The organism is Phenylobacterium sp., from assembly GCF_004799515.1.
Lineage (GTDB): Bacteria > Pseudomonadota > Alphaproteobacteria > Caulobacterales > Caulobacteraceae > Phenylobacterium.
This window is the reverse complement of the sequence record NZ_SSMX01000047.1, coordinates 135,833-157,617: the sequence shown is the minus strand read 5'-3', so window position 1 is coordinate 157,617 and position 21,785 is coordinate 135,833. Positions and strand designations below refer to the sequence as shown.

The 21,785-nt window shown below is 69.9% G+C and carries 27 protein-coding genes; 7 read left to right on the top strand and 20 right to left on the bottom strand.

The genetic code is table 11. The features are described from left to right. Positions 1 to 69 precede the first annotated feature (69 nt). The 7 genes from tolB to ruvA all read right to left on the bottom strand — a co-directional run bounded on the left by tolB (position 70) and on the right by ruvA (position 5,630). Positions 70 to 1,374, bottom strand: a complete 1,305-nt coding sequence (tolB, locus tag E8A49_RS19275) for a Tol-Pal system beta propeller repeat protein TolB (protein WP_293385430.1) — start codon at positions 1,372 to 1,374, stop codon at positions 70 to 72. Beyond that, complete coding sequence (locus tag E8A49_RS19270) at positions 1,374 to 2,177, bottom strand: energy transducer TonB (RefSeq protein ID WP_293385427.1); 804 nt, start codon at positions 2,175 to 2,177, stop codon at positions 1,374 to 1,376. The genes tolB and E8A49_RS19270 overlap by 1 nt, the downstream gene beginning before the upstream one ends. 23 nt (positions 2,178 to 2,200) lie before the next feature. Further along, the gene (locus E8A49_RS19265) at positions 2,201 to 2,716 is read right to left on the bottom strand and encodes an ExbD/TolR family protein (RefSeq protein ID WP_293385424.1); all 516 of its coding nucleotides are present in this window, start codon (positions 2,714 to 2,716) and stop codon (positions 2,201 to 2,203) included. Between the two features lie 3 nt (positions 2,717 to 2,719). Beyond that, positions 2,720 to 3,424: a protein TolQ gene (tolQ, locus tag E8A49_RS19260; protein ID WP_293385421.1), complete on the bottom strand. Its 705-nt coding sequence runs from the start codon at positions 3,422 to 3,424 to the stop codon at positions 2,720 to 2,722. Between the two features lie 76 nt (positions 3,425 to 3,500). After that, complete coding sequence (locus tag E8A49_RS19255) at positions 3,501 to 3,989, bottom strand: YbgC/FadM family acyl-CoA thioesterase (RefSeq protein WP_293385418.1); 489 nt, start codon at positions 3,987 to 3,989, stop codon at positions 3,501 to 3,503. Further along, positions 3,982 to 5,019: a Holliday junction branch migration DNA helicase RuvB gene (gene ruvB / locus E8A49_RS19250; protein ID WP_293385415.1), complete on the bottom strand. Its 1,038-nt coding sequence runs from the start codon at positions 5,017 to 5,019 to the stop codon at positions 3,982 to 3,984. The genes E8A49_RS19255 and ruvB overlap by 8 nt, the downstream gene beginning before the upstream one ends. After that, on the bottom strand, positions 5,016 to 5,630 hold the full coding sequence (ruvA, locus tag E8A49_RS19245; protein WP_293385412.1) for a Holliday junction branch migration protein RuvA: 615 nt from the start codon (positions 5,628 to 5,630) through the stop codon (positions 5,016 to 5,018). Before ruvA ends, ruvB begins: the two co-directional genes overlap by 4 nt. 235 nt (positions 5,631 to 5,865) lie before the next feature. On the opposite strand from ruvA, the gene E8A49_RS19240 reads away from it, so the two are divergent. Continuing rightward, positions 5,866 to 7,119 (top strand): MFS transporter, encoded by a 1,254-nt coding sequence (locus tag E8A49_RS19240; protein WP_293385409.1) that lies wholly within the window; start codon positions 5,866 to 5,868, stop codon positions 7,117 to 7,119. 3 nt (positions 7,120 to 7,122) lie between these two features. Here E8A49_RS19240 and E8A49_RS19235 read toward each other — a convergent pair whose 3' ends face one another. Next, a complete protein-coding gene (locus tag E8A49_RS19235; RefSeq protein WP_293385406.1) occupies positions 7,123 to 7,263 on the bottom strand; it encodes a hypothetical protein in 141 nt (46 codons plus the stop codon). 99 nt (positions 7,264 to 7,362) lie between these two features. Between E8A49_RS19235 and E8A49_RS19230 the strand changes: the two genes are divergently transcribed. Continuing rightward, a complete protein-coding gene (locus E8A49_RS19230; protein WP_293385403.1) occupies positions 7,363 to 7,686 on the top strand; it encodes a hypothetical protein in 324 nt (107 codons plus the stop codon). A gap of 13 nt (positions 7,687 to 7,699) precedes the next feature. Here E8A49_RS19230 and ruvC read toward each other — a convergent pair whose 3' ends face one another. Next, positions 7,700 to 8,203, bottom strand: coding sequence for a crossover junction endodeoxyribonuclease RuvC (ruvC, locus tag E8A49_RS19225; RefSeq protein WP_293385400.1), 504 nt, complete (start codon positions 8,201 to 8,203; stop codon positions 7,700 to 7,702). Positions 8,204 to 8,270: 67 nt separating this feature from the next. Continuing rightward, the gene (locus tag E8A49_RS19220; protein WP_293385397.1) at positions 8,271 to 8,981 is read right to left on the bottom strand and encodes a hypothetical protein; all 711 of its coding nucleotides are present in this window, start codon (positions 8,979 to 8,981) and stop codon (positions 8,271 to 8,273) included. 272 nt (positions 8,982 to 9,253) lie between these two features. Here E8A49_RS19220 and E8A49_RS19215 point away from each other — a divergent pair, with 272 nt between their 5' ends. Next, positions 9,254 to 9,673, top strand: coding sequence for a hypothetical protein (locus E8A49_RS19215; protein ID WP_293385394.1), 420 nt, complete (start codon positions 9,254 to 9,256; stop codon positions 9,671 to 9,673). 63 nt (positions 9,674 to 9,736) lie between these two features. On the opposite strand, the gene E8A49_RS19210 is transcribed toward E8A49_RS19215, so the two are convergent. After that, positions 9,737 to 10,042 (bottom strand): hypothetical protein, encoded by a 306-nt coding sequence (locus E8A49_RS19210; protein ID WP_293385391.1) that lies wholly within the window; start codon positions 10,040 to 10,042, stop codon positions 9,737 to 9,739. Between the two features lie 87 nt (positions 10,043 to 10,129). After that, positions 10,130 to 10,717, bottom strand: coding sequence for an NAD(P)H-dependent oxidoreductase (locus E8A49_RS19205; RefSeq protein WP_293385388.1), 588 nt, complete (start codon positions 10,715 to 10,717; stop codon positions 10,130 to 10,132). A 37-nt stretch (positions 10,718 to 10,754) separates the two neighbouring features. On the opposite strand from E8A49_RS19205, the gene E8A49_RS19200 reads away from it, so the two are divergent. From E8A49_RS19200 to E8A49_RS19190, 3 genes are all read left to right on the top strand, one after another. Then, positions 10,755 to 11,225, top strand: a complete 471-nt coding sequence (locus tag E8A49_RS19200) for a MarR family transcriptional regulator (RefSeq protein WP_293385385.1) — start codon at positions 10,755 to 10,757, stop codon at positions 11,223 to 11,225. A gap of 76 nt (positions 11,226 to 11,301) precedes the next feature. Further along, positions 11,302 to 12,576 (top strand): cytochrome c3 family protein, encoded by a 1,275-nt coding sequence (locus E8A49_RS19195; protein WP_293385383.1) that lies wholly within the window; start codon positions 11,302 to 11,304, stop codon positions 12,574 to 12,576. Positions 12,577 to 12,649: 73 nt separating this feature from the next. Further along, positions 12,650 to 12,916 carry a hypothetical protein gene (locus tag E8A49_RS19190; protein ID WP_293385380.1) on the top strand — a complete coding sequence of 89 codons (267 nt, stop codon included), beginning with the start codon at positions 12,650 to 12,652 and terminating at the stop codon, positions 12,914 to 12,916. 40 nt (positions 12,917 to 12,956) lie between these two features. Here E8A49_RS19190 and E8A49_RS19185 read toward each other — a convergent pair whose 3' ends face one another. After that, the gene (locus E8A49_RS19185; RefSeq protein ID WP_293385378.1) at positions 12,957 to 13,643 is read right to left on the bottom strand and encodes a GNAT family N-acetyltransferase; all 687 of its coding nucleotides are present in this window, start codon (positions 13,641 to 13,643) and stop codon (positions 12,957 to 12,959) included. A 162-nt stretch (positions 13,644 to 13,805) separates the two neighbouring features. Between E8A49_RS19185 and E8A49_RS19180 the strand changes: the two genes are divergently transcribed. Continuing rightward, on the top strand, positions 13,806 to 15,668 hold the full coding sequence (locus E8A49_RS19180; RefSeq protein ID WP_293385375.1) for an NF038122 family metalloprotease: 1,863 nt from the start codon (positions 13,806 to 13,808) through the stop codon (positions 15,666 to 15,668). Between the two features lie 145 nt (positions 15,669 to 15,813). Here E8A49_RS19180 and E8A49_RS19175 read toward each other — a convergent pair whose 3' ends face one another. The 7 genes from E8A49_RS19175 to E8A49_RS19145 form a co-directional block, all read right to left on the bottom strand. Beyond that, positions 15,814 to 16,110, bottom strand: coding sequence for a UrcA family protein (locus E8A49_RS19175; protein WP_293385372.1), 297 nt, complete (start codon positions 16,108 to 16,110; stop codon positions 15,814 to 15,816). A gap of 171 nt (positions 16,111 to 16,281) precedes the next feature. Next, positions 16,282 to 16,857 carry a hypothetical protein gene (locus E8A49_RS19170; protein ID WP_293385369.1) on the bottom strand — a complete coding sequence of 192 codons (576 nt, stop codon included), beginning with the start codon at positions 16,855 to 16,857 and terminating at the stop codon, positions 16,282 to 16,284. A 3-nt stretch (positions 16,858 to 16,860) separates the two neighbouring features. Continuing rightward, positions 16,861 to 17,544: a peptidylprolyl isomerase gene (locus E8A49_RS19165; protein WP_293385366.1), complete on the bottom strand. Its 684-nt coding sequence runs from the start codon at positions 17,542 to 17,544 to the stop codon at positions 16,861 to 16,863. 23 nt (positions 17,545 to 17,567) lie between these two features. Next, positions 17,568 to 18,356, bottom strand: coding sequence for a site-2 protease family protein (locus tag E8A49_RS19160; protein WP_293385363.1), 789 nt, complete (start codon positions 18,354 to 18,356; stop codon positions 17,568 to 17,570). Positions 18,357 to 18,427: 71 nt separating this feature from the next. Next, positions 18,428 to 19,486, bottom strand: a complete 1,059-nt coding sequence (locus E8A49_RS19155) for an alpha/beta hydrolase (RefSeq protein ID WP_293385360.1) — start codon at positions 19,484 to 19,486, stop codon at positions 18,428 to 18,430. Then, the gene (locus tag E8A49_RS19150) at positions 19,483 to 21,162 is read right to left on the bottom strand and encodes a M28 family metallopeptidase (protein WP_293385357.1); all 1,680 of its coding nucleotides are present in this window, start codon (positions 21,160 to 21,162) and stop codon (positions 19,483 to 19,485) included. The genes E8A49_RS19155 and E8A49_RS19150 overlap by 4 nt, the downstream gene beginning before the upstream one ends. Positions 21,163 to 21,391: 229 nt before the next feature. Then, entirely contained in the window at positions 21,392 to 21,601 is a 210-nt protein-coding gene (locus E8A49_RS19145) for a cold-shock protein (protein ID WP_293385354.1), read from the bottom strand. Positions 21,602 to 21,785: the final 184 nt, after the last annotated feature.

Genomic DNA, 21,785 nt, shown 5'->3' with positions numbered 1-21,785 from the left:
GCGCGCCGACGGCGCGGCGCAAGGCGAAAATCCAACTTCGGACCTACGGGCGCAAGTCCAGTCGAGGTGCTAGTTGAGTAACGGCGACCAGGCCGGGTCCGATCCCGAGCCCGGGTAAGGCATTGGCTGCAGGATGCGGCCGGTGACGTCGACGCTCCAGAGTTTGGTGCCGCCGCCCGCGCCTTCGCGGCTGAACAGCAGCACCCGGCCGTTGGGCGCCCAAGCGGGGCCTTCGTCGAGGTAGCTGGTGGTGAGGATCCGCTCGTCGGTGCCGTCCGGCTTCATGACCCCGATGGAGAACTGGCCGCCCACCTGCTTGGTGAAGGCGATGAACTCGCCGGTCGGGCTCCAGACCGGGGTGGTGTAGCGCCCCTGGCCGAAGCTGATCCGCCGCGGGTTCGAGCCATCGGCGCCCATGATGTAGAGCTGCGGCGAGCCGGAGCGGTCGGAGTTGAAGGCGATCCGCGCCCCGTCCGGCGAGAAGGACGGCGAGGTGTCGATGGCCGGGTCGACGGTCAGCCGCGCGCTCACGCGGCTCTTCAGGTCCATGACGAAGATGTCGGTGTTGCCGCCGCGCTCGACCGAGAAGGCCACCTTGCCTCCATCCGGCGAGAAGCGCGGGGCGAACACCATGCCCTTGAAGTCGCCCAGGCTCTCGCGCCGGGTGGTGTCGAGGTTCAAGAGGTAGATCTTCGACCCCTCGGGCCGAAGCTCCATGTAGGTGATCTCCTGGCTGTTCGAGGAGAACCTGGGCGTCATGATGATCGAGGAGCCGTCGGTCAGGTAGCTGGGGTTGGCGCCGTCCTGGTCCATGATCGCCAGGCGCTTGGTCTTGGCGCCGCGGGCGCCGGTCTCGGCCACGAACACCACGCGGGTGTCGAAATAGCCCTTCTCGCCGGTCAGCCGCTCATAGATGGCGTCGCTGATCTTGTGCGCCACGCGCCGCCAGTTCTCCGGGCTGGAGGCGAACTGCAGGCCGAGCAGCTGCTTCTGGGCGAACACGTCCCAGAGGCGGAAGTCCACCTGCAGACGCGCGCCGTCCACCGTCACCTGACCGTTGACCAGGGCCTGGGCGTTGATCGCCTGCCAGCCGGCGAAGCGCGGCTCGACGGCGACGTTGAGGTCATGTTCGGTGAAGCTCGCCGGATCCAGCGGCCGGAACAGGCCTGAGCGCTGCAGGTTGGCGGAGATCACCCCGGCGATGTCGCCACCCTGCTGGCCGCCGAAGGCCGGAATGGCGATCGGCAGAGGCTGGACGTCGCCGCGGTTGACGTTGACCTCGATGTCGGCGCGCGCCATGGCCGGCGCGATCAGCGCCGCCGCCGGCAGGGCCGCCAGCGCGCTCAACAGAGTCCGTTTGGAGAAGGTCGTCATCAGGAGCAGGCCTCTCGCGCGTTGAAATGGACGGTGATCTTCTGGCCATAGAAGTCGTGAGGCAGGTTGCGGAAAGGGGCTGCGGCGTAGACCGCGCTCACCGCCCGCTCGGCGGCGGTGCGGGCCACCGGCGTTGGGGCGCTCTTGATCTGCGGGGTGACGTCGCCCACCACCTGGCCGCCCTGGCCGATGGTGAAGGCCACCTGCACCTGCACGTCACGGCCGCCCTCCACGTCGCAGTTGGGGTTCCAGCGCCGGGTGAGCTCATCGCTGAGACCGCTCATCGCCGCGGCCGAGGCGGCCGTCCCCAGCGTCTGGCGGGCCACCGGCGCGGTCTGCGCCTGGGTCGGGCCCTTGGGCGCCGACGACGGCTTGGCGGGCTTGGACAGGCTGGAGATGCTGGCGGAGAGCGCGTCGAGGTCGAGGCTCTTCTCCGGCTTGGCCGGCGCCTGGGCCTTGGGCGTGGGGATGGGCTTCGGCGGCGGCTCGGCCTTGGGGACCGGCTTGGGCGTAGGCGGCGGCGGGACAGGTTTGGGCGGCGGCGGCGCGGGCTTGGGTGGCGGCGGGGCGGGTTTCGGTTCGGGTGCGGGCGGCGTCGGCTGGAGCGGAGCCTCGGGCGTCGGTTGGTCGGTCTGCGCCTGTTGCTCGATGGGCGCCTGTTCCGCCGGCGCCGGTTCAGGGGACGGTTCTCGGGAGACGATGGTGACCGGCACCACCGAGCCCACCTTCAGGTCGCGGCTGAAGTTCCAGGAGACCAGCAGGGCCACGGCCACGGTCGCGTGCAGCAGCAACGACCCCAGCATCGCAGGCGAGAGCTCCCGGCGGGTCACTGGATGTCGCTCTCCGCGGGCCTGGCGGCGGCGGGCGGCGTGGCGCCGGAGGAAGGGCCGCCGGTGTCGGTGATCAGATTGATGGAGGTGAAGCCGGAGGTGGAGAGCGAGGCCATGACCTGGGCGACGATGGCGTAGGGCGCCTTGCCGTCGGCGCGGACGTAGATCGGCTTGGCGCCGGTGTTCGGCCCGGCCAGCTCATGCAGCCGCGGCGCGAGCACGCCGAACGGCACCTCGTCCTCCTTGACGAAGATCTGGCCGTCGGCGCGGATCGTGACGGTCAGCGGCTCGGTCTGGTCCTGCAGCGAGCCGGCCTCGGTCTTCGGCAGCTCCACCGGCACGCCGGCGGTGAGCAGGGGCGCGGAGATCATGAAGACGATCAGCAGCACCAGCATCACGTCCACCAGGGGCGTGACGTTGATCTCCGAAAGGGCTCCGCGCCGGGTGCGGCCGCCCCGGCGGCGACGGCCCCGGCCGCCGGCGGCGAAGGCGTCGTTGGCGGAGAGCGCCACGGCCTAGACCCGTTCCGCCAGCCGCCGCTGGATGGCGGTGGACAGGTCGTCGGCGAAGCTCTCCAGGCGGCCGGAGAACTTGGCCGCGTCGGTCGAGAATTTGTTGAAGGCGATGTAGGCGGGGATGGCGGCGATCAGGCCGATGGCCGTGGCGAACAGGGCCTCGGCGATGGAGGGGGCGACGACCGCGAGCGAGGTGTTCTTCTGCAGGGCGATGGCCTGGAAGGAGTGCATGATGCCCCAGACGGTGCCGAAGAGGCCGATGAAGGGCGAGGCCGTCGCCACGATGGCCAGGGAGCCCAGGCCGTCCTCGACGCGGGCGCTTTCGCGGGCGATCACCGCGTCCAGCACCCGGTCGATGCGCTGGATCAGGAAGGCCGCCTGGGTGTCGGTGTTGATCCCCTTGTTGCGGGCGTCGCGCCACTCCTTCAGCGCCGCCTGCAGCATGCGCGGCAGGGCGTGGCGCGGCCGCTCGCCGGCGGCGTTGGCGATCTCCTCGAGGCTCTTGCCGGAGGCGACCTCGTCCTCGAAGCGGTTGGCCTGACGGGTCAGGCCGCCCAGGCGGAAGGTCTTGTCGAGGATCACCGTCCAGGACCACAGCGAGGCCGCGCCCAGGCCCAGCATGACCAGTTTGACGACCCAGTCGGCCTTCATGAACAGGACGAAGAAGTTGAAGCTCTCTGGCGTGACGGCGGCGGCGGAATCCATGCGAGGCCAGGAGCTCCCAAGACGAGACGCGAATCGGTGGGGGAAATTTAGCTCGTCCCGCGATGCGGTGGCGATCTTATGGCGGACCTGAAACGGGATCGGCGAAGAGCGGCGCCAGGGCCACGGCGAGCCCCGGCGGCGGCTTGCGCGCGCGGCCCTTCAGGTCGATGCAGGCGGCCTCCACCAGGGCGGTGGCGATCAGCTCGTCGCCGCGGGTGATGCGCTGGCTGACGAAGAGCCGCGGCCCCTTGATGGCGTCATAGGTGGTGCGCACCAGGAGCGCGTCGTCGATCCGCGCGGCGCGTTTGAAGTCGACGGTCATGCGGGTGATGGTGAAGGCCGCCGGGTCAGGGCGCTCCAGCAGCGCCGAGTGGCTGACGCCCACCAGCCGGAAGAAGTCGCTCCGCCCCCGCTCGAAATAGCGCAGGTAGTTGGCGTGGTAGACGACGCCGGTGAAGTCGGTGTCCTCGTAGTAGATGCGCACCGCCAGCTGATGCTCGCGGCCGACCAGCCAGCCGGCAGAGGGGTCCCCGCCTTCGCGGGGATGAGCGGGGTTGTCACTCATCCTCGAACAGGTCCCCGGGCTTGGGCTGCTCCACGCCCTTGGGCGCGGCGAGGCCCAGGTGGGCGTAGGCTTTGGCGCAGGCCATGCGGCCGCGGGGGGTGCGCTGGATGAAGCCCTGCTGCAGCAGGAAGGGCTCGATCACGTCCTCCACCGCGTCGCGGGCCTCGGCGATGGCGTAGGCGAGCGTCTCCACGCCTGCCGGGCCGCCGGCGTAGTTCTCGATCAGCGCGCGCAGGTAGCGGCGGTCCAGCGCGTCCAGGCCCATCTCGTCGACGTCCAGGCGGGCCAGGGCCGACGCCGCGGCGGCGCGGTCGATGCGCGCCGTGCCGTCGGCGGCGGCGAAGTCGCGGACCCGGCGCAGGAGGCGGCCGGCGACGCGCGGGGTGCCGCGGGCGCGGGCGGCGATCTCGGCGGCGCCGTCGGGGGCCAGCGGCGTCCCCATCTTGGCCGCCGCGCCCAGCAGCACCTTCTGCAGCTCGGCGGCGGTGTAGAACTCCAGCCGGATCGGGATGCCGAAGCGGTCGCGCAGCGGCGTGGCCAGGAGGCCAGCGCGCGTGGTGGCCGCCACCAGGGTGAAGGGCGCCAGATCGATGCGGATCGAGCGCGCCGACGGGCCCTCGCCGATCATCAGGTCGAGGACGTGGTCCTCCATGGCCGGATAGAGGATCTCCTCAACATTGGCCGGCAGGCGGTGGATCTCGTCGATGAACAGGACGTCGTGCGGCTCCAGGTTGGTCAAGATCGCCGCCAGGTCGCCGGCCTTGGCCAGCACCGGGCCGGACGTGGCGCGGAAGTTGACCCCCAGCTCGCGCGCGACGATCTGGGCCAGCGTGGTCTTGCCGAGGCCCGGCGGGCCGAACAGCAGGACGTGGTCCAGCGCCTCGCCGCGCGCCTTCGCGCCCTCGATGAACACCCGCAGGTTCCCCTTGGCCTGCTCCTGACCGACGAACTCGGCGAGGGTCTGGGGCCTGAGCGCCTTGTCGGCGGGTTCGAGCGGCGAGGGTTCGCCGGAGACCAGGCGGGCAGTCACCGCCCCAGCTCCTGCAACGCCGCCTTGATCAGCGCCGGCGCCTCGGCGCCGTCGCCCAGGCGCAAGGACGCCTGTTCGACCACGCGGCGGGCGGCGGGTTCGGCGACGCCCAGGCCCATAAGGGCGGCGACGGCCTCGCCAGTGGCGGAGGGCTTGGCTGGGACGGCGGGCGAGGCGGCGGTGTGGGCCGCCATGACCAGGCCGTCGGCGATGGGCTTGTCCTTGAGTTCGGTGACGATGCGCAGGGCGAGCTTCGGGCCGACGCCCTGGGCGCGGGCCACGGCGGCCTGGTCGCCCCGGGCGGCGGCGGCCTGCAGGTCGGCGGGCGCCAGGACGTCGAGCACCGAGAGCGCCGCCTTGGGCCCGACGCCCTGGATGGTCTTCAGCATCACGAAGGCGCGGCGCTCGTTGCGGTCCAGGAAGCCGTAGAGGGTCATCCCCGTCTGCTCGCCCCACTGGCTTTCGATGTGCAGGTCGATTTGGCCGCCAATGGCCGGCATGCGGCCGAGGGTGCGTGAGCCGCAGCGCACCACATAGCCCACGCCGGAGACGTCGATCAGCGCGTCCTCCTCGCCAACCTCGGCGACAAGACCCCACAGGCGGCCGATCATGCGAGCTCCCCCGCGCTTTGGTGAATCACGTTCGGCATCTGTTCCGAGCATGCCGTAAACCGCGTCGCTCCGCTTGAAAACCGTGAACGCCTGGAGACCGTCCGGCCCCGCCGGCGGGCGGCGGTTAACCAGCCTGCTCAACCAAGGGGCGCCGGCGGACAAAGGCGGCCGGATAAAATTGTGCAGTTTGGATGACGGCGGTTGGCGGCTAGGCTCGGGGCGACTGAGGGCCTCGATGACCGACGCAGAACCCGCCGCCCGCCGCGGCGCCCACCCGATCGTCTACCTCGTCCTCTACCTGCCTTTCGGCATCGCCACGGGCTATGTGACGGTGACCCTGGCCTGGATGCTGAGCCACGCGGGCGCGAGCGTCGAGGCGATCGCCGGCCTGGCCGGCATGGGCCTGCTCGCCAACACCTGGAAGGTGCTCTGGTCGCCGCTGATCGACACCACGCTTTCGGCGAAAAGCTGGTTCCTCATCGGCCTGGTCGCCACCGTGGCCACGCTGGGGGCGCTGGCGATCCTGCCGCTGGACCCCAAGCTCTTGCCCACCTTCAACGCGGTCGTGCTGGTGGCCGCGGTCGCCGCGACCGTGACGGCCATCGCGGTCGACCGGCTGATGGCGTTCGACGTCCCCGATCACCTGAAGGGCCAGGCCGGCGGTTGGAGCCAGGCGGGCAACCTGGGCGGCACGGGCCTGGGCGGCGGCGCGGGCCTGTGGCTGGCGCAGCACTCCGGGCATCCGTGGATCGCCGGGGCGATGCTGGCGGCGCTTTCACTGGCCTGCGCCGCGCCCCTGATGGCGATCCACGAGCCCGGCCGGGTCGGCCGCGGCAAGGGCTACGTCGAGACCCTGGCGGAGACCTGGCGCGACGTGCTGACCCTGATCCGCACCCGCATCGGCCTCCTGGCCTGCTTCCTGATGCTGTTGCCGATCGGCTCCGGAGGATTGCAGCAGCTCTGGGCGGCCATCGCCAAGGACTGGGGCGCGGGATCCGACGAGGTGGCCCTGGTCAGCGGCATGCTGTCGGGCGTGGTGAGCATCGTGGGCTGCGTGATCGGCGGCTACTTCGCCGACCGCATCGACCGCAAACGCGCCTACAGCCTCTACGGGATCGCGCTGTCGGCGGTGGCGGTGGTAATGGCGCTGACCGTGCGGACGCCGCTGACCTTCATGATCTACGCCTGTGTCTACAACCTGGTGGTGGGCTTCTGCTATGGGGCCTATTCGGCGGTGACCCTGGAGGCCATCGGCCACGGCGCGGCGGGCACCAAGTTCAACCTGATCTCCTCGCTTTCCAACGCGCCGATCCTGATGGTGACCCTGGTGGACGGCTGGGCGGAGACGCACCTGGGCGCGGTCGGCATGCTCTATGTGGAGGCGGCGCTCGGCGTGGCCGGGGTGGTGGTCTACACCGTGGTGGCGGTCGCCACCCGCGGCCTGACCTGGGGCGTCTTTTTCGGCCGCGGCAAGGTCAGGCCGGCGTAGGTCCTACTGCGGGAACGGAGCGTGCGGCTCGGGGATGGTCGAGCCCCAGCCCGGCGGGTCGAGGCCGTGCGGGTCGTCGGCGCAGTATTGACCGGCGCACGCGCCGAGCAGCAGAGCGGTCAGGATTAGGGCCAGAACGCGCATGGCCCCATGCTGAAGCTCGTTTCAGGGCCGAATTGGGGCGCAACCAAACACGGTAAAAGCCGGTTATCGGCCCCGGTCGGGCGCTGGAACGGAACGCATATGAAGAAACTCCTGATCATCCTGGCCGCGACCACGGCCATTGGCGGCGCCGGCCTCGCCGGTTGTGCGAGCGACGGCCACCACTATTTCGGGGGCGGAGGCGGCGGCTACGACGCCTACTACGACGACTTCTACGGCCCCTATGTGGACGGCTACTGGGGCGACGACGGCGTCTTCATGTTCCGGCATGAGCGGGGCGGCGAGTTCGCCCGCGACGAATCCCACCACTTCCGCCGCGACACCGCGAGCGGCTTCCACGGCGTCCGCGCCGGCCACGCCCCGGCCGGCGGCGCGGCGCGCCCCGCGGCGGGCCGTCCGGGCTAAGCCGGCCTGACCCTCAGGCGGCGTAGCTGCGCGCCCGGCGCGCGTGCGCATGGGCGATAGCGACGGCCAGCGCGTCGGCGGCGTCGGCGGTGGTGTCGCCGGCGGTCGGCAGCAGGCGGCGGATCATGAAGCCCACCTGGGCCTTGTCCGCTCCGCCCGTGCCGACCACGGCCTTCTTGACCACGGTGGCGGCGTACTCGGCCACCGGCAGGCCGGCGCGCGCCGGGGCGATCAGGCAGCAGGCCCGCGCATGGCCCAGCTTCAGCGCCGAGGCGGCGTTGTTGTTCATGAAGGTCTCCTCCACGGCCGCCTCCTGCGGCGCGTGGAGCGCGATCACCTGGGCCAGGCCCTCGAACAGGATCAGCAGCCGCTCGGAAAACGCCAGGCTGTCCTTGGGCGCGATCACCCCGTGCGCCACATGGACCAGCCGCGCGCCGTCCACCGCCACCACGCCCCAGCCGGTGCGGCGCAGCCCCGGGTCGAGGCCGATTATGCGGAGCGGCTGATTCGCGTTCATCGTCTGTTCCAGTGTGCCCCTGGAAGGGATGCGCGGGAAGGGTTGAGGAAGGATGAGCGGGGCGCGGTCAGTTCAGGTCGCGCGACAGGATGAGCTTCAGCGTCAGGTGATCGGTCGCGGAGTTCAGGCCGAAGCCCACGCCGCCCTCCACGTTGATGGGTTTGCCGTTGTAGTCGATCACCGCGAACAGCTGGTGCGTCTGCCCGCTGGGCCGGTCGAAATGGCGCAGCTGGCCGAAGTCGTCGTACTCCTCCGCCGCGATCGCCCACTTGTCGGAGAAATTGTAGTCGACGCGGGTGGCCGGGGCGAAATCGAGCCGTGAAAAGCCCTTCCAGGAATTGTCCAGGATCGGGTTGACGATGAAGTCCATCTTGCCGAACCGCCACCCCAGGATGGGGCGGATCTCCTGGGTGTAGGTATTCGGGTCCCAGTGCTTGGAATTGAAGCTGAACTCGAAATTGACGCCGTAGAAGAAGGTGTGCTGGGCGGCGTCGGGCTCGACGAACAGGGCGCGGAGCTTGAACCCGTCCAGCTGGGCGTCGCCATTGCGGGGGAGACTGTAGAGCGGCAGGTAGAGCCCCGCCTCGAACCAGGGGGTCACGCCGTAGGCCCACTCCGGCACGCCGTTGAGCGAGCCGTTCGACACGATGGCCCCCGGGAACGCCGGCGTCTTGCGGCCATCGGGCGTGAAGTTGTCATGCAGGGTCAGGTTGAAGACGCCGGGCTCGGCGATCTGGGCGTTGTAGACCTGGATTTCGTCGGTCTGCGCGGTCGCCATTTGGGGGAAGGCTGTGAGAAGGCCGGCGCTCAAGCCCGCGACACACGCGTTTCGCATGACCTGATCGCCCTTCGTTGACCTTGGGGAACGTAGCGGCAAGCAGCGTTTCAAGACAACCGCCGCTGACGCCCAGAGCCGTGTAACGATCGCAGAAGTGGGCCGGCCCATTCGGGGCGTTCACGCCTCCAACTTCCCGCTGCGCATATCGTCATCGAAACAGATGCCGGCAAATCCGCCATGGAACGGACACGCCGTTGGGGCGTGATCGCGGGATGAAGAGCATCGTCACCGCTGTGGTCCCCTTCCTTTGTCTGACGCTCGTCGGCGCCTCGGCCTTCGCGCAGGAAGCCATTCGAACCGGGGATGGCGGCGCGCCGCCTCACGTGGACGCACCGGTGGACGGCGCCGTGGCGACGGAGAACGATCCGGAGGCGCTCGACGCCTGGGCGCAGCGCACGCTTAAGGCGGCGACGGACAAGGCTCTCGCGAAACCGGCGGCGCCGTCCGCGCAATGTGCGGCGATCAAGGCCGACGGCAAACCCCACGGCGAGGTCTGGGCCGGAGCCGGCACCCAAGGCTACCGGGAGGTCGGCGGCGTCGTCACCCAGCCGGTCGGCGACTGCAGCAGCGTCACCTTGATGGTCGACCACACGCAAGGCGGCTACGGCTATTCTGGGACCAGGGCGAGGTAGAGCCGCCGCGCGGCGCACTACCTACCCCCCTGAAGACCCTCCGACGCCTCTCGTGACGCGGCGCTAGCGCCGCCGGGTCGCCGCGGGCGCGTGGCCGTGCACCGGGTTGAAGCCCTCGCGGCCCTGACGCTGGAAGTGGCCGCCGACGTCGCGGTGGTAGTGCCGGTGGTCCTGGCTCCAATAGTAGAACTGGTCGCCGGGGCCCCAGTAGCCGCCGTAGAACGGGCCGTAGGAGCCGTCGTAGTAGGCGTCGTAGTCCACATCGCCATAGGGCGCCGTCGGGCCGTAGAAGTGTTCGTCCGTCGCGCAGCCGGCGAGGCCCCCCGCGAGGATCACCGCGCCGGCCAAGGCCGCAAGACGAGCGTTCATGACTGTTCTCCCCCGGCGCCAGCGCCAGGCGGCGACGCTAACACCGAACGTTCGCGGGGGCGCGGCAAATTCCCATGCCGCGGCGGTCTACTGCCGCGGACCGGCCGCCAGCGCCGCGGCCAGTTCGGCGAAGGCCTGGGTGAGTTCGTCCAGGTGGTCGGCGAATTCCTTGGCGGGGTCGATCTCGCCCGCGTTGGCCTCGATGTGCGTGCGCGGGAGCTTCATCCGGGGCCGGGTCGCGAGGGGCGCCATGTGCAGGCCCTGGCAGACCTGCAGCAGCTGTTCGGAGCAGCGGTCGCCGCCGTGACCGCCGTAGGTGACGATCATCGCGGGCTTACCGGCCCACTCCGCATAGAGGTGATCGAGTGCGTTCTTGAGCGCGGCGGGATAGCCCCAGTTGTACTGCGGCGTCACGAAGACGAAGGCCTGGGCGGCGGCGACCTTGCGGCTCCAGGCGCGGGTGTGCTCGTGCTCATAGTGGCCGCCGGCCGGGACCCCCGGCTCGTCGTCGAGGGGCAGCGGCCAGTCCTTCAGGTCGACCACCTCCAGCGCGATGGGTTGGGCGGCGGACGTGGCCGCGCGGCCGACCTCGGCCACCCAGGCGGCCACCTGCGGGGCGATGCGCCGCGCGCGGACGCTTCCGGCGATGACGAGCACTTCGGTTGAGTGTATCATGCACGTTTTATGGGCCTGAAGCGGATCGGTGTAAAGAGTGCATGATACACGCAACGGATTAGGGGACATCGACGCCCTGGCCGCCGCCCTGGTCGAGCTGATGAGCTTCCTGAACAGTCCTCGCCGCGACGAGGTGCTGTTGCGGGAGGCGGGCGTCAGCCTGGACCGGGCGCTGTTCCCGCTGCTGGTGCGGCTGGGCGCGCGCGGGCCGTTGAGCGTCGCCGGCCTCGCCGACCAGGTCGGGCGCGACCACACCACCCTCAGCCGCCAGCTCGCCAAGCTGGAAGGCCTGGGCCTGATCGCCCGCCATGGCGGCGAGGGCGACCGGCGGGTGCGGACGGCCCACCTGACGGCGGCGGGCGAGGCGGCGGTCCAGGCGATCACCGCGGCGCGGCGGCGGCTCTTGTCCAAGGCGCTGGCCGGCTGGGACCCGGCGGACCGGGCGCGGCTGGCGGCGCTGAACCGCCGCTTCGTCGACGCCTTGGCCAAGCCGGCGGGCGCGAATTGACCTAAGGTCAACACCGGAGCTGGACTCCGGCGGCCAGGCCGAGGTCTAAGGGCGCTGGGCCCTTCGAGGAGACGTCGTGAGGACTGGTTCCGTCCCGTACGTGGGCCTGGCCGTGGCCTTTCTGCTGGCGAGCGTCATCGCCGGCGCCGCCCTCGCGCCGGGCCGCTCCGCCGCCCAGGCTGCGCCCCCGAAGGCGGCGGTCTCGGAGGCCCACTACGTCGGCTCGGCCACTTGCGGGACCTGCCACCAGGAGATCTACGCCCGCTGGTCAAAGACCCGCATGGCCAATGTGGTGCGCGACCCGAAGGAACATCCGGACGCGATCATCCCGGACCTCAGCAAGCCCAACGCGCTCGTCACCTTCACCGCCAAGGACATCGCCTTCGTCTACGGCAGCGGCTGGAAGCAGCGCTACTTCCACAAGGTGGGCAAGGACTACTTCCCCTATCCGATCCAGTGGGACGTCACCAACAAGACCTGGTTGCCCTACCACGTGCCCGACGTGGGCGGCGACTGGTGGGCGAAGTTCTATCCGGACCCGAAGGGCGACAACTCCGGGCGGCCGACCGGGCCGCTGTGCGACGGCTGCCACTCCGTCAACTACGACATCAAGACCCAGGCGGTGGCGGAATGGAACGTCGGCTGCGAGGCCTGCCACGGGCCGGGCAGCGCGCATGCGGCGCATCCGGCGGCGGCCAATGTCGTCAATCCGGGGCGGCAGGACTACGTCAGCGCCAACGACACCTGCATCCGCTGCCACTCCCAGGGCCAGCCGCTCGGCAACCCGATCGCCGGCAAGTACTACGACTGGCCGGTGGGCTATCAGGCCGGGCTGAAGCTGTCGGATTTCTGGAAGCTGGAGGACCACAAGCTGGGTGAGCTGACCTTCACCCACTACCCGGATGGCACGGCGCACAAGAACCGGATGCAGGGCAACGACTTCATCCAGAGCCTGATGTACGCGCGGGGCGTCACCTGTTTCTCCTGCCACGATCCGCACGGCACGCAGAACGAAGCCATGCTGAAGAAGCCGGCGAGCGAGGTCTGCCTGACCTGCCACAGCCCGAACGGCCGCAACGGTCCGCGCGCGGCGTCCATCGAGGCGCACACCCACCACGCGGCGGGCAGCGCGGGCGACCAGTGCGTGGCCTGCCACATGCCGAAGATCGAGCAGACGGTGGCCAAGGTGAACGTCGCCAGCCACACCTTCCGCTTCGTCCCGCCGGCGCAGACGGACAAGCTGGGCGTCCCCAACGCCTGCAATGTCTGCCACACGGACAAGACCACGGCCTGGGCGACGGCGGCGATCGCCACATGGGCCGACCGATCGCCCTGGCGGATGAATCCCTGAGGCCGGTTCGCGGCGGAACCACGTTTGCGGGCGAGTCGTTGGGGGGCTGTTCAACCTTTAAACAGGAGGCCCCATGAAGCCCCTTCTTATTGGACTGGCCGCGGCGGGCGCCGCCGCCGCCCTCGCTCTTTCCGCCCTGCCGGCCTCGGCCGATGTCGTCTGCAACCGCGACGGCGATTGCTGGCATGCGCACGAGCACTACAACTACGCTCCGAACCTGGGCGTCGTGGTGCATCCCGACGACTGGTACTTCCACCAGCACTGGGACGACCATCACCACTGGCGCGACTATCACGAAGGCCGCGGCTACTATCGCGGCGGCGTCTGGGTGCCGTTCTAGGGCCTGACGTCTTCACAGGGCTGTCTTGGCGCGGGCCGCTTCAGGCCCGCGTCAGCACCGCCATCGCCATCTCGCGGCGCAGGGAAAAGCCCAGCGCTTCATAGAGGGCAATGGCGGCCTTGTTGTGCGCGTAGACGTGCAGGAAGGGCTGCTCTCCCCGCTCGAGGACCCGTTGGGTCGCCAGATAGGTCAGCGCCGCTGCATAGCCGTAGCCGCGGTGATTGGGATGGGTGCAGACGCCGCTGATCTCGGTGAAGCCGACGGGCTTCATCCGCTCGCCGGCCATCGCCAGCAGCTGGCCGCGCGCCTTCACCCCGATGAAGTCCCCCAGGCGATGCGTGCGGCTGAAGAACGGCCCAGGTTCGGTGAGGGTGGCCAGCGCCAGCATCTGCGGCGCATCGTCCTCGGTCAGCGGGACGATCTCGAAGTCCGGCCGGGACGCGGCGTGGGGCCTCAAGGCCTCAGCGGTCATCTGCCAGATGTAACGCAGTTCGCAGCGGGTTCCGGGGACCCGAGGGGGCCGGTCGGCCTCCACCAGGGCCAGGGCGCCGCTCGCGGGCGTGAGCGCCCCCAACGCCGCCAGACTCTGCCGCGTGCGGTCGGCGGCGGCGGCGAACAAGCCGTAATCGGGGTCCATCCGCAGGGCGTGGGTGTCGCCCAGGGCCAGGTCGGCCTGGCGGTTGGTGAGGGCGCTCCAGACCGGACGGTCGAGGGGATGGGCGGTCATGGCTCCAGCTCTAGTCGAAATCCGCGCCGCCGAAACCCGTCCGACGCCCTGGCGCCGGGGTTACGCGGGGGGAAAGTTGCAGCTTGGCCGAGTACAACCGATTGACAAGGTCCGAGCTTCGCCGCCCTTCTGCGCAGGGGACGTAGTGACAAGAGAGTACCGATGACTCTGCCCACGGAAGCCGTCACCCTCGCCGGCAGCGGCCTGACGTTCATCAATTACTACGAGGACGGCGTCACCCCGGCCTACCGCGCCGCGGCGATCGCCGCCGAGAACTTCCTGCAGAGCCAGTTCACCAACCAGCTCACCGTGAGCGTGGACTTCCAGTTCTCGTCGCTGGGCCAGGCCGACAGCGCCGAGAACAACTTCTCGGAAGTGAACCTCAGCTACCAGACGCTGGTGAGCGAGCTGCGCTCCCACGCCACGACGGCCAACGACGACATCGCGGTGAACGGCCTGCCGGCCAGCGATCCGTCCGGCGGCGTCGGCTTCGACATCCCGCAAGCCCAGGCGGTGATGCTGGGCCTGAAGGCGCAGGGCAATGCCATCGACGACGTCGTCACCCTGAACAGCGACCTGAATTGGACCTTCGGCCAGGACGCCATCGGGGCCATCGACCACGAGCTCACCGAGGGCGTGTTTGGGCGCATCTCCAGCCTGGGGGTCGCCGAGACCCGGTGGAACACGCTGGACCTGTTCCGCTTCACGGCCAGCGGCGTGCGCGACTACACCGGCGGGTCTGACGGGGTGACGACCTTCTTCGGCCTCGACTCCAACGACGTCTCCAACCTCGCCTTCCACAACTCGGTGAGCACGACGGGCCAGTTCGACGGCCAGGACCTGGGCGACTGGGACCACACCGTGGGCGACTCCTTCGGCCCCGGCGGACCGGGCTCGCCGGGCACCGTCTCGGCCACCGACCTGCAGGTGCTGGACATCCTGGGCTGGAACCCGACCAATTCCTCGGGCCCGTTCACGCCCGCGCCAGACGACTACGCCTCAAGCCTGACCGACACCTCCGCTCCCATGGGCCATCTCGCCATCGGCGGCTCGATTTCCGCCGCCCTGCAGGAGGCGGGCGACCACGACTGGTTCGCCGTTCAGTTGCAGGCGGGCGACACCTACACCATCAACGAGATCGGCGCGACGGGCCACGGAGGCACCCTGGCCGACCCGTTCCTGGAGCTGCACGACGCCAGCGGCAACGTGGTCGCCTCCAACGACGACATCACCGACGGCACCGACCCCGACTCGCGGATCGTCTACACGGCGACCCAGAGCTCGACCTACTACGTGGACGCCGGGGCCTTCGTGGACGGCTATGCCGGCTCCTACACCGTGTCGATCGCCCAGACCGGCGGCCAGGTCACGCCGCCGGGAGCCGGCATGGTGCTGACCGGCACGGGCGGCGACGACAGCCTGGTGGGCGGCGCCGGGAACGACACCATCACCGCCGGTTCCGGCCACAACGTGCTGCGCGGCGGCCAGGGCGACGACATCATCACCGGAAGCTCCGGCTTCAGCGACATGAACGGCAACATGGGCGACGACACCATCCACGGGGGCTCGGGCTCCAATTGGGTGGTGGGCGGCCAGGGCGACGATTCGCTGGTGGGCGGCGGAGGCTTCCAGGACATCGTGCTGGGCAACCTTGGCAACGACACCCTGCACGCGGGGACCGAGGCCAACGTCCTGCGCGGCGGCCAGGGCGACGACGTGATCGTCGGCGGCCCCGGCAACGACTACATCTCCGGAGACCTGGGCAACGACACCGAGACGGGCGGAACCGGCGCGGAGCTGTTCCACGGCTCCCAGAACATCGGCGAAGACCTGATCACCAACTTCGACTACGCCAAGGGCGACCGGGTGGAGTTGGACCCCGGCACCCAGTTCACCCTCAGCCAGGTGGGCGCCAACACCGTGGTCGAGATGACGGGCGGCGGCGGCGAGATGATCCTGCAGAACGTGACGCTCTCCAACCTGCCCAGCGACTGGATCTTCGAGGGGACGCTCTCGCACCTCTAGGCGTGGCGTATCCCGGACAGCAAAAGGCCCGCGGCCGGGGAGGGTCGCGGGCCTCACGCCCGCCAGGTGGCCGGGGAGCCTGGGGCGGGCTGGCTGGAGGGCCGGGGGGAGGCCCTCTCACTCCATGTACGCACGGAGCGAGCGTTTAGACGCGCGAGGCGAGCATCACGGCGCCGGAGACCTTTTCGTTGGCCTCGGTGCGCACGCCGGCTTCACAGGCGGCCTTGGTGGTCAGGTTCTTTTCGATGCGGCAGAAGCGGTGGGCGGCGCCGTCGACGCGTTGTTCGAACACGGCGTGGCCGTTGGGCGCGTTCAGGTTCAGGTCGGCGACGTGGACCCGCTCGGCGGCGTGGGCCGCGGTGGTCAGGGCGGCGATCGGCAGGACGGCCAGGGCCAGGGTGGCGACGCCGGCGAAACGCGAGGTCAGGGTGGAGGTCTTCATGGCTTGGTTTCCTTCTTCGAATGTGGTTGGCGGTGCGGGCCGCCGATGAAGAGGGAATACTTGGATGCCTGAGTTAAGTCCCGTGAAGTCTCCGTAATGACCTCGATTTCATAAAGTTACCGCGCATTAATTACCTAAACGCTGTGTAATGTTCTGAACGGTTTGTAATCTTCAGCCGTCGTAGTCCGGCACGCCGATCAGCTGCAGGAAGGTCACCGCCGGGACCGATCGGATCGGCAGGTTCGAGTAGACCGCCTGTGGGCGGGCCTCGACGGTCAGGGTGGCGATCAGCCAGGCGTCGGGAAACGCCTTCAGCTCGCGGTCGGCCATGCCCTTCAGATGCGGGCAGTACATCAGCGCGCGGTCGGCGCAGGCGCGGTGCAGGGGCGCGATCGCGCCCGAATCGAACAGGCGGTGGCTGTCGGCCATGTCCGGCGGGATCCAGACGCCCATGTTCTTGGCCCTCACCGCGCCGGCGGTGGTCCAGTGGCCGGTCTGGCTCCAGCGGTCGTCGTTGGCCGTCGGCTTGCCGCACATCGGGCAGAGCATCTCGCGCACCGACTTGCGCTGGCGGAAGAGGTGGTTGCGCGAATAGAGCGGGCGGCCGACGCCCGGGCGCTCCACCTGGCCCACGGCCAGCACGCCGTCGACGCTGGGGCAGGGCGCGACCCCGGTCATCGGCTCCTCCGACCAGCTGGTCACCCAGGGCACATCGACGCCCACCTGCAGCCGGGACTCGGGCGTCATGGATCAGGCTTTCGGGGTTTGGGCGGGCGTGGCCGGGGCGGCGGCCGCGCCATCCGCCGTTGGGGCGTCGGCCGGCGGGGCGCGGCGGATGGAGACGATCTTCACCGGCTTGACCAGCATCTCGCCCTTCATGGCGCCGACGCCGGCGTCGGGGTCGGTGGGCTGCCCTAGGATGGCCTCAGCCACGGGCTTGCCGTCGATCATCCGCCCGAAGGCTGCGAAGCCCGGGTTGGAAGGGTCCTTCGGATCGGCGTCGAGGTAGGGCATGTCGCCGATGCAGATGAACCAGTCGGCCTGGGCGGTGCCCGGTGCGTGGCGGCCCATGGAGATGGTCCCGTCGGTGTGCTTGAGGCCGGTCTTCAGGGTGCTTTCATGGGCGATGGGCGGCAGCACCTTCTTGGGGTTGTTCTGCAAGCCCCCCTGGATGGTGCCGTAGTCGTTGGCGACCTGGCCCTTGGGCTTGGACGCCCGGTAGAAGGTCGCCCCGTCGTAAAGCTTGCGGTCGACGTACTTCAGGAAGTTGGCGACGGTGACCGGCGCCTTGTCGGCGAACAGCTCCAGCGTCAGCGTCCCCTCGGCGGTGGTGATGATCACCCGCGGGTTGGGCTTGGCGTCCTGGGCGTGAGCGGCGGAGGCGGCGAGGCTGGCGGCGGCGGCGAGGGCGAGGAGGGTGCGGCGCAGGATCATGCGCCGAGCTTAGCGGGCCTCGCCTATCGCTGCCAGAAGTGGAACGCCCGCCAGCCGGCCTGCAGGGCGTCGAGGTCAAGGCCCAGGAAGAGGCCAAGCCGCGCGGCGATCTGGAACAGGGTCGAGCTGACGCCCGGGACCACGAACAGCGCGAGCAGCAGGATCAGCATCACCACGCCCTCGGCGCGCCGGCTGCGGAAGGCGAGCCCCGTCGGCAGGAAGGGCCGGATGACGCCGAACCCGTCCAGGCCGGGGATCGGCAGCAGGTTCAGGATCAGCCCCATGGCCTGCAGGAAGGCCAGCACGCTCAGCGCCTCGAACAGCGCCAGCGGTCCCGCGCCGTGGACGCCCCAGCCGGCCCAGAAGGCGAGGCCGAAGCTCAGGGCCAGCAGGACCACGAAGGTGGCCGCTGGCCCTGCCAGCGACGCCGCCGAGCGCCAGAGCGGCCCGCGGATCAGGTCGTTGCGGATGTAGACGGCCCCGCCCGGGAAGCCGATGCCGCCCATCAACAGCGCCAGCAGCGGGATCACCAGGCTGACGCCCAGGTCGCCGTAGCGGCGCGGGTCGAAAGAGAGATAGCCCTTCTCCGTGACCGTCCGGTCGCCGCCCAGCCAGGCCACCGCGGCGTGGCTGAACTCGTGGGCCATCACCGACAGGATCCAGCCCACCATGACGAAGGCGAAGACCAGCGGCCCGCTGGGCGCGGCGACGAGGACGCCGCCCAGCGCCAGCCAGATCAGCAGGATCACCGGGCCGACGAGGGGGTTGGCGGGCTTTGGTGGTGCGGCGGCGACGGGTGGGGCTTCGGTCACGCCATGCCCTTAGCATGGTCGAGCACGTCAAAAACCTCCCCCGCTCGCGGGGGAGGTTTTGTGTCGAGACTCTAGTTCCCAGCCACCTTCGCTTCGTCGACCACCTGCTTGATCGCGTCGACGATGGCTTGCGGCTTGTCCTGCATCATCACGTGGCCGGAGTCGGCGACGAAGACATAGGCGCCGCGCGAGGAGAGGCGGGCCAGGGCCCGATGCGCCTGTACCTTCTGCGCCATCAGGGCTGGGATCTCCGCCGCCACCTCGGGCGGCGCGCCGGGCAGCGCGAACCGGCCGGCGCTGAGCACCACCAGCGGCATGTCGCCGTAGGCCCGTTTCGGGTTGATCGCTTGCCTGAAATTGCGCTCACGCTGGTCGAGTTCGGACCGGAAGGTCCGCCAGTAGGCGGGGTCCTCCGTCCACGGTTTCAGTGCGGCCTGGATGCCAGGCGGCAGGCCGGCGCGCAGAGCGGCGCAAGCCTGCGGCGTCGGATCCTTCGGCCCGGCCTCGAGGGCGGCGATGCAAGCGTCGTAGGGGATGTAGACCTTGCGGTCGCCCTCGCGCGACCAGGCCGCCAGCTTCGGCGCGACGCGGCGGTCCGCGTCGAGCGCGCCCGGCGACGACGGATCGACCAGCACCATGCCCGCGACCCGGTCGCGATGGCGGTCGGCGAACAACAGGCTCTCCAGGCCGCCGATGGAAGCGCCGACCAGCACCAGGGGGCCGTCGATCCCGGCGACCTTCAGCACCGTATCGAGGTCGGCCTCGTCATCGGCGACGTCCAAGGGATGCGGGCTCGCGTCGCTGAAGCCGTTCCCCGGCCGGTCCCAGCTGCACACCCGGTTCGCCTGGGCGAGGGCCGGGGCGACCTTCACCCAGTTGATCGACCAGCCGCCGGCGCCGGTCGTCAGGATCACCGTCGGCGCCCCCTGGCCGGCGCACACCAGGTTGATGTGGCGGCCCGGCGCGACCTCGACGGCCTCGCCCTTCGTGGCGAAGCGCGTCATCACCGCGATCGCGCCGGCCGCTCCCGCGGGGGCGGGCGTCGGCGGTTGGGCGCGGGCGGCCACGGCGCAGGCGAGGGCCGCCAGGGCTGCGCACAGGCCGACGCCGCGCGGACCCTTCGCGGTCACTTCCGCTGCGCCGCCGTCTGGTCGCGCAGCGCCTTGAACTCGGAGTCGGGATTCCAGGTCGGCCAGGCGCGGGAGTTGGCCAGATCGCGGCCGACCTCGTAGAGCAGGGCGATATCGTCCGCCGCGCCGCGCAGGTCCCAGGCTGCGCTCCAGTTGTCGCAGACCTGGTGGTAGCAGCGGGCGGTGTAGTCGTTGACCCAGCGGTCGCCGGCCTCACGGCCGCCGGCGACCAGGTCGGGGCCGCCGGCCATGCCCATGATCAGCTCGGTGGGCACGCCGCGCTTGGCGACGCTGAAGTGGTCGGCGCGGTAGAACAGCGCCTTCTCCGGATGCGGGTCGGGGGTGATGCGCCGGCCCTGCCCGGCCGCGGCGCGGGCCAGGTCGGCGTCGAGGCTCGACTTGCCATCGCCCACCAGCACGGTGTCATGGCTGGGGCCGGCGGTCTGCACCACGTCCATGGTGAAATTGGCCGCCGTGGTGGCCAGCGGGAATTTCGGGTGGTTGGAGGCGTAGAACTCGCTGCCCAGGAGGCCGCGCTCCTCGGCGGTCCAGGCGGCGAAGACGACGGTGCGCCGTGGCTTCGGTCCGTGGCCGAAGGCGCGGGCGATCTCCAGCACGCCGGCGATGCCCATGCCGTCGTCGATGGCCCCGTGGCGGATGGTGTCGCCGCTGGCGTCCGGCGGGCCCTGACCGAAGGCGTCCCAGTGGGCGGCGAACATCACGCTTTCCTTGGGATGCGTGGCGCCGGGGATCTGGCCCAGCACATTGTGGCTCATGATCTTTGCAATCTTGATCGGGAAGTCGGCGGAGAAGTGCGCGCCCTTCAGCTCCACCGGCCTGAAGCCGAAGGTCCGGGCGCGGACCTTCTCGGCCTCGAAGTCGAGGCCGGCGTCCTTGAAGAGGCGCACCGCCAGGTCGCGCTGCATCCAGCCCTGCAGCAGGGGATGGACCTTCTCGGGGTCCGGGCGGACCACGTCGTAGCTGTCGCCGTTGGAGGCCACCACGGTGGACCAGGGATAGGCCGCCCCGGCGGTCTCGTGGACGATCAGGCAGCCCAACGCGCCTTTACGGGCGGCCTCCTCGAACTTGTAGATCCAGCGGCCGTAGTAGGTGGCCGCCTTGCCGCCGAACTTGCCGGCCACGGGCTCGCCCGGTTCGGCTTCGAAGTCGGGATCGTTGATCAGGACGACGACGATCTTGCCCTTCAGGTCGACGCCCTTGAAGTCGTCCCAGCCGCGCTCCGGGGCGGTGACGCCATAGCCCACGAAGACCAGGGGCGCCTTCTCCACCGTCACCCGGTCCACCGGCCGCTGCGACCAGACCATGACGTCCTTGGTTTCGGCGAGGTCGCGGGTCTGGCCGCCGCTCTCCAGCTGGAAGCGGGTCTGGGCGGGGTCGACGGTGAAGCGGATCAGCGGCACCGCCTGGGTCCAGCCCCCGTTCTCGCCGGCCGGCTGCAAGCCCGCGGCTTTGAACTGAGCCTCGATGTAGGCCAGCGTCCCCGGCTCGCCCGGACCGCCCGGCGCGCGGCCGGCCAGGCTGGCGTCGGCCAGCACCTTGACGTCGGCGGAGAGGCGGGCGGGCGATATGGGGTTGGCGTCGGGGGCCTTCGGCTGGGCGGCGGCGGGCAGGGCGAGGGCGGCCAGGGCCGCGAGGGCGAGGGAAGCGATGCGCATGGCCTCGACCGTATAGGCCGCGGGCGGAGAAGCGGAAGCCCTACGGCTGTGGAGAGACCGCAAAGCTTATGGCGACGCCGCGTTTGTGGGTCACGGTCTTCGCTTGCAGCGAAAGCGGGACGCCGCCGTGTGGCGGCCGCCGATCCGCCCAAGCAAAAGGGCCGGCGCCTCGCGGCGCCGGCCCTCGTGGCTTCAACGCGGCTCCTTGAGGGAGCGCGGCTGACGTCGCTTAGGCGCTTTGCAGCTGGCCGGCGGACGTCTTGCCGTTGCGGGGGTCCTTTTCCAGCTCGTAGCTGATCTTTTGACCCTCGTTCAGCGAAGACATGTTCGCCCGTTCGACCGCCGAGATGTGCACGAACACATCCGGACCGCCATTGTCGGGCTGAATGAAACCAAAGCCTTTTTGGCCGTTAAACCACTTCACGACACCCGTCGCCATAATAGTATCCCCTTTCGGGCCTTAAGTATTCTCGCGCCCACGATGGACGGCGAGATCAAATTTTCGGAAAGGGTCGAGGGCGGGTCCGGCGCCCGATCGTGAGATCGGGGATAGGAGAGCGGGCGAGCCAAAACGATATTCGATGGCTCAAGCATCGCATCTCTCGCTGCAACAGACAAGTGAA

Coding starts and splice junctions, on each gene's coding strand:
- ruvC (WP_293385400.1), bottom strand. CDS start 8,203: ATGAACGCGAATCAGCCGCTCCGCATAATCGGCCTCGACCCGGGGCTG.
- E8A49_RS19170 (WP_293385369.1), bottom strand. CDS start 16,857: ATGACGCCCGAGTCCCGGCTGCAGGTGGGCGTCGATGTGCCCTGGGTG.
- E8A49_RS19215 (WP_293385394.1), top strand. CDS start 9,254: ATGAAGAGCATCGTCACCGCTGTGGTCCCCTTCCTTTGTCTGACGCTC.
- E8A49_RS19210 (WP_293385391.1), bottom strand. CDS start 10,042: ATGAACGCTCGTCTTGCGGCCTTGGCCGGCGCGGTGATCCTCGCGGGG.
- E8A49_RS19165 (WP_293385366.1), bottom strand. CDS start 17,544: ATGATCCTGCGCCGCACCCTCCTCGCCCTCGCCGCCGCCGCCAGCCTC.
- E8A49_RS19150 (WP_293385357.1), bottom strand. CDS start 21,162: ATGCGCATCGCTTCCCTCGCCCTCGCGGCCCTGGCCGCCCTCGCCCTG.
- E8A49_RS19205 (WP_293385388.1), bottom strand. CDS start 10,717: ATGATACACTCAACCGAAGTGCTCGTCATCGCCGGAAGCGTCCGCGCG.
- E8A49_RS19270 (WP_293385427.1), bottom strand. CDS start 2,177: ATGCTGGGGTCGTTGCTGCTGCACGCGACCGTGGCCGTGGCCCTGCTG.
- ruvA (WP_293385412.1), bottom strand. CDS start 5,630: ATGATCGGCCGCCTGTGGGGTCTTGTCGCCGAGGTTGGCGAGGAGGAC.
- E8A49_RS19230 (WP_293385403.1), top strand. CDS start 7,363: ATGAAGAAACTCCTGATCATCCTGGCCGCGACCACGGCCATTGGCGGC.
- E8A49_RS19220 (WP_293385397.1), bottom strand. CDS start 8,981: ATGGCGACCGCGCAGACCGACGAAATCCAGGTCTACAACGCCCAGATC.
- tolB (WP_293385430.1), bottom strand. CDS start 1,374: ATGACGACCTTCTCCAAACGGACTCTGTTGAGCGCGCTGGCGGCCCTG.
- tolQ (WP_293385421.1), bottom strand. CDS start 3,424: ATGGATTCCGCCGCCGCCGTCACGCCAGAGAGCTTCAACTTCTTCGTC.
- E8A49_RS19185 (WP_293385378.1), bottom strand. CDS start 13,643: ATGACCGCCCATCCCCTCGACCGTCCGGTCTGGAGCGCCCTCACCAAC.
- E8A49_RS19145 (WP_293385354.1), bottom strand. CDS start 21,601: ATGGCGACGGGTGTCGTGAAGTGGTTTAACGGCCAAAAAGGCTTTGGT.
- E8A49_RS19255 (WP_293385418.1), bottom strand. CDS start 3,989: ATGAGTGACAACCCCGCTCATCCCCGCGAAGGCGGGGACCCCTCTGCC.
- E8A49_RS19190 (WP_293385380.1), top strand. CDS start 12,650: ATGAAGCCCCTTCTTATTGGACTGGCCGCGGCGGGCGCCGCCGCCGCC.
- E8A49_RS19180 (WP_293385375.1), top strand. CDS start 13,806: ATGACTCTGCCCACGGAAGCCGTCACCCTCGCCGGCAGCGGCCTGACG.
- E8A49_RS19235 (WP_293385406.1), bottom strand. CDS start 7,263: ATGCGCGTTCTGGCCCTAATCCTGACCGCTCTGCTGCTCGGCGCGTGC.
- E8A49_RS19240 (WP_293385409.1), top strand. CDS start 5,866: ATGACCGACGCAGAACCCGCCGCCCGCCGCGGCGCCCACCCGATCGTC.
- E8A49_RS19175 (WP_293385372.1), bottom strand. CDS start 16,110: ATGAAGACCTCCACCCTGACCTCGCGTTTCGCCGGCGTCGCCACCCTG.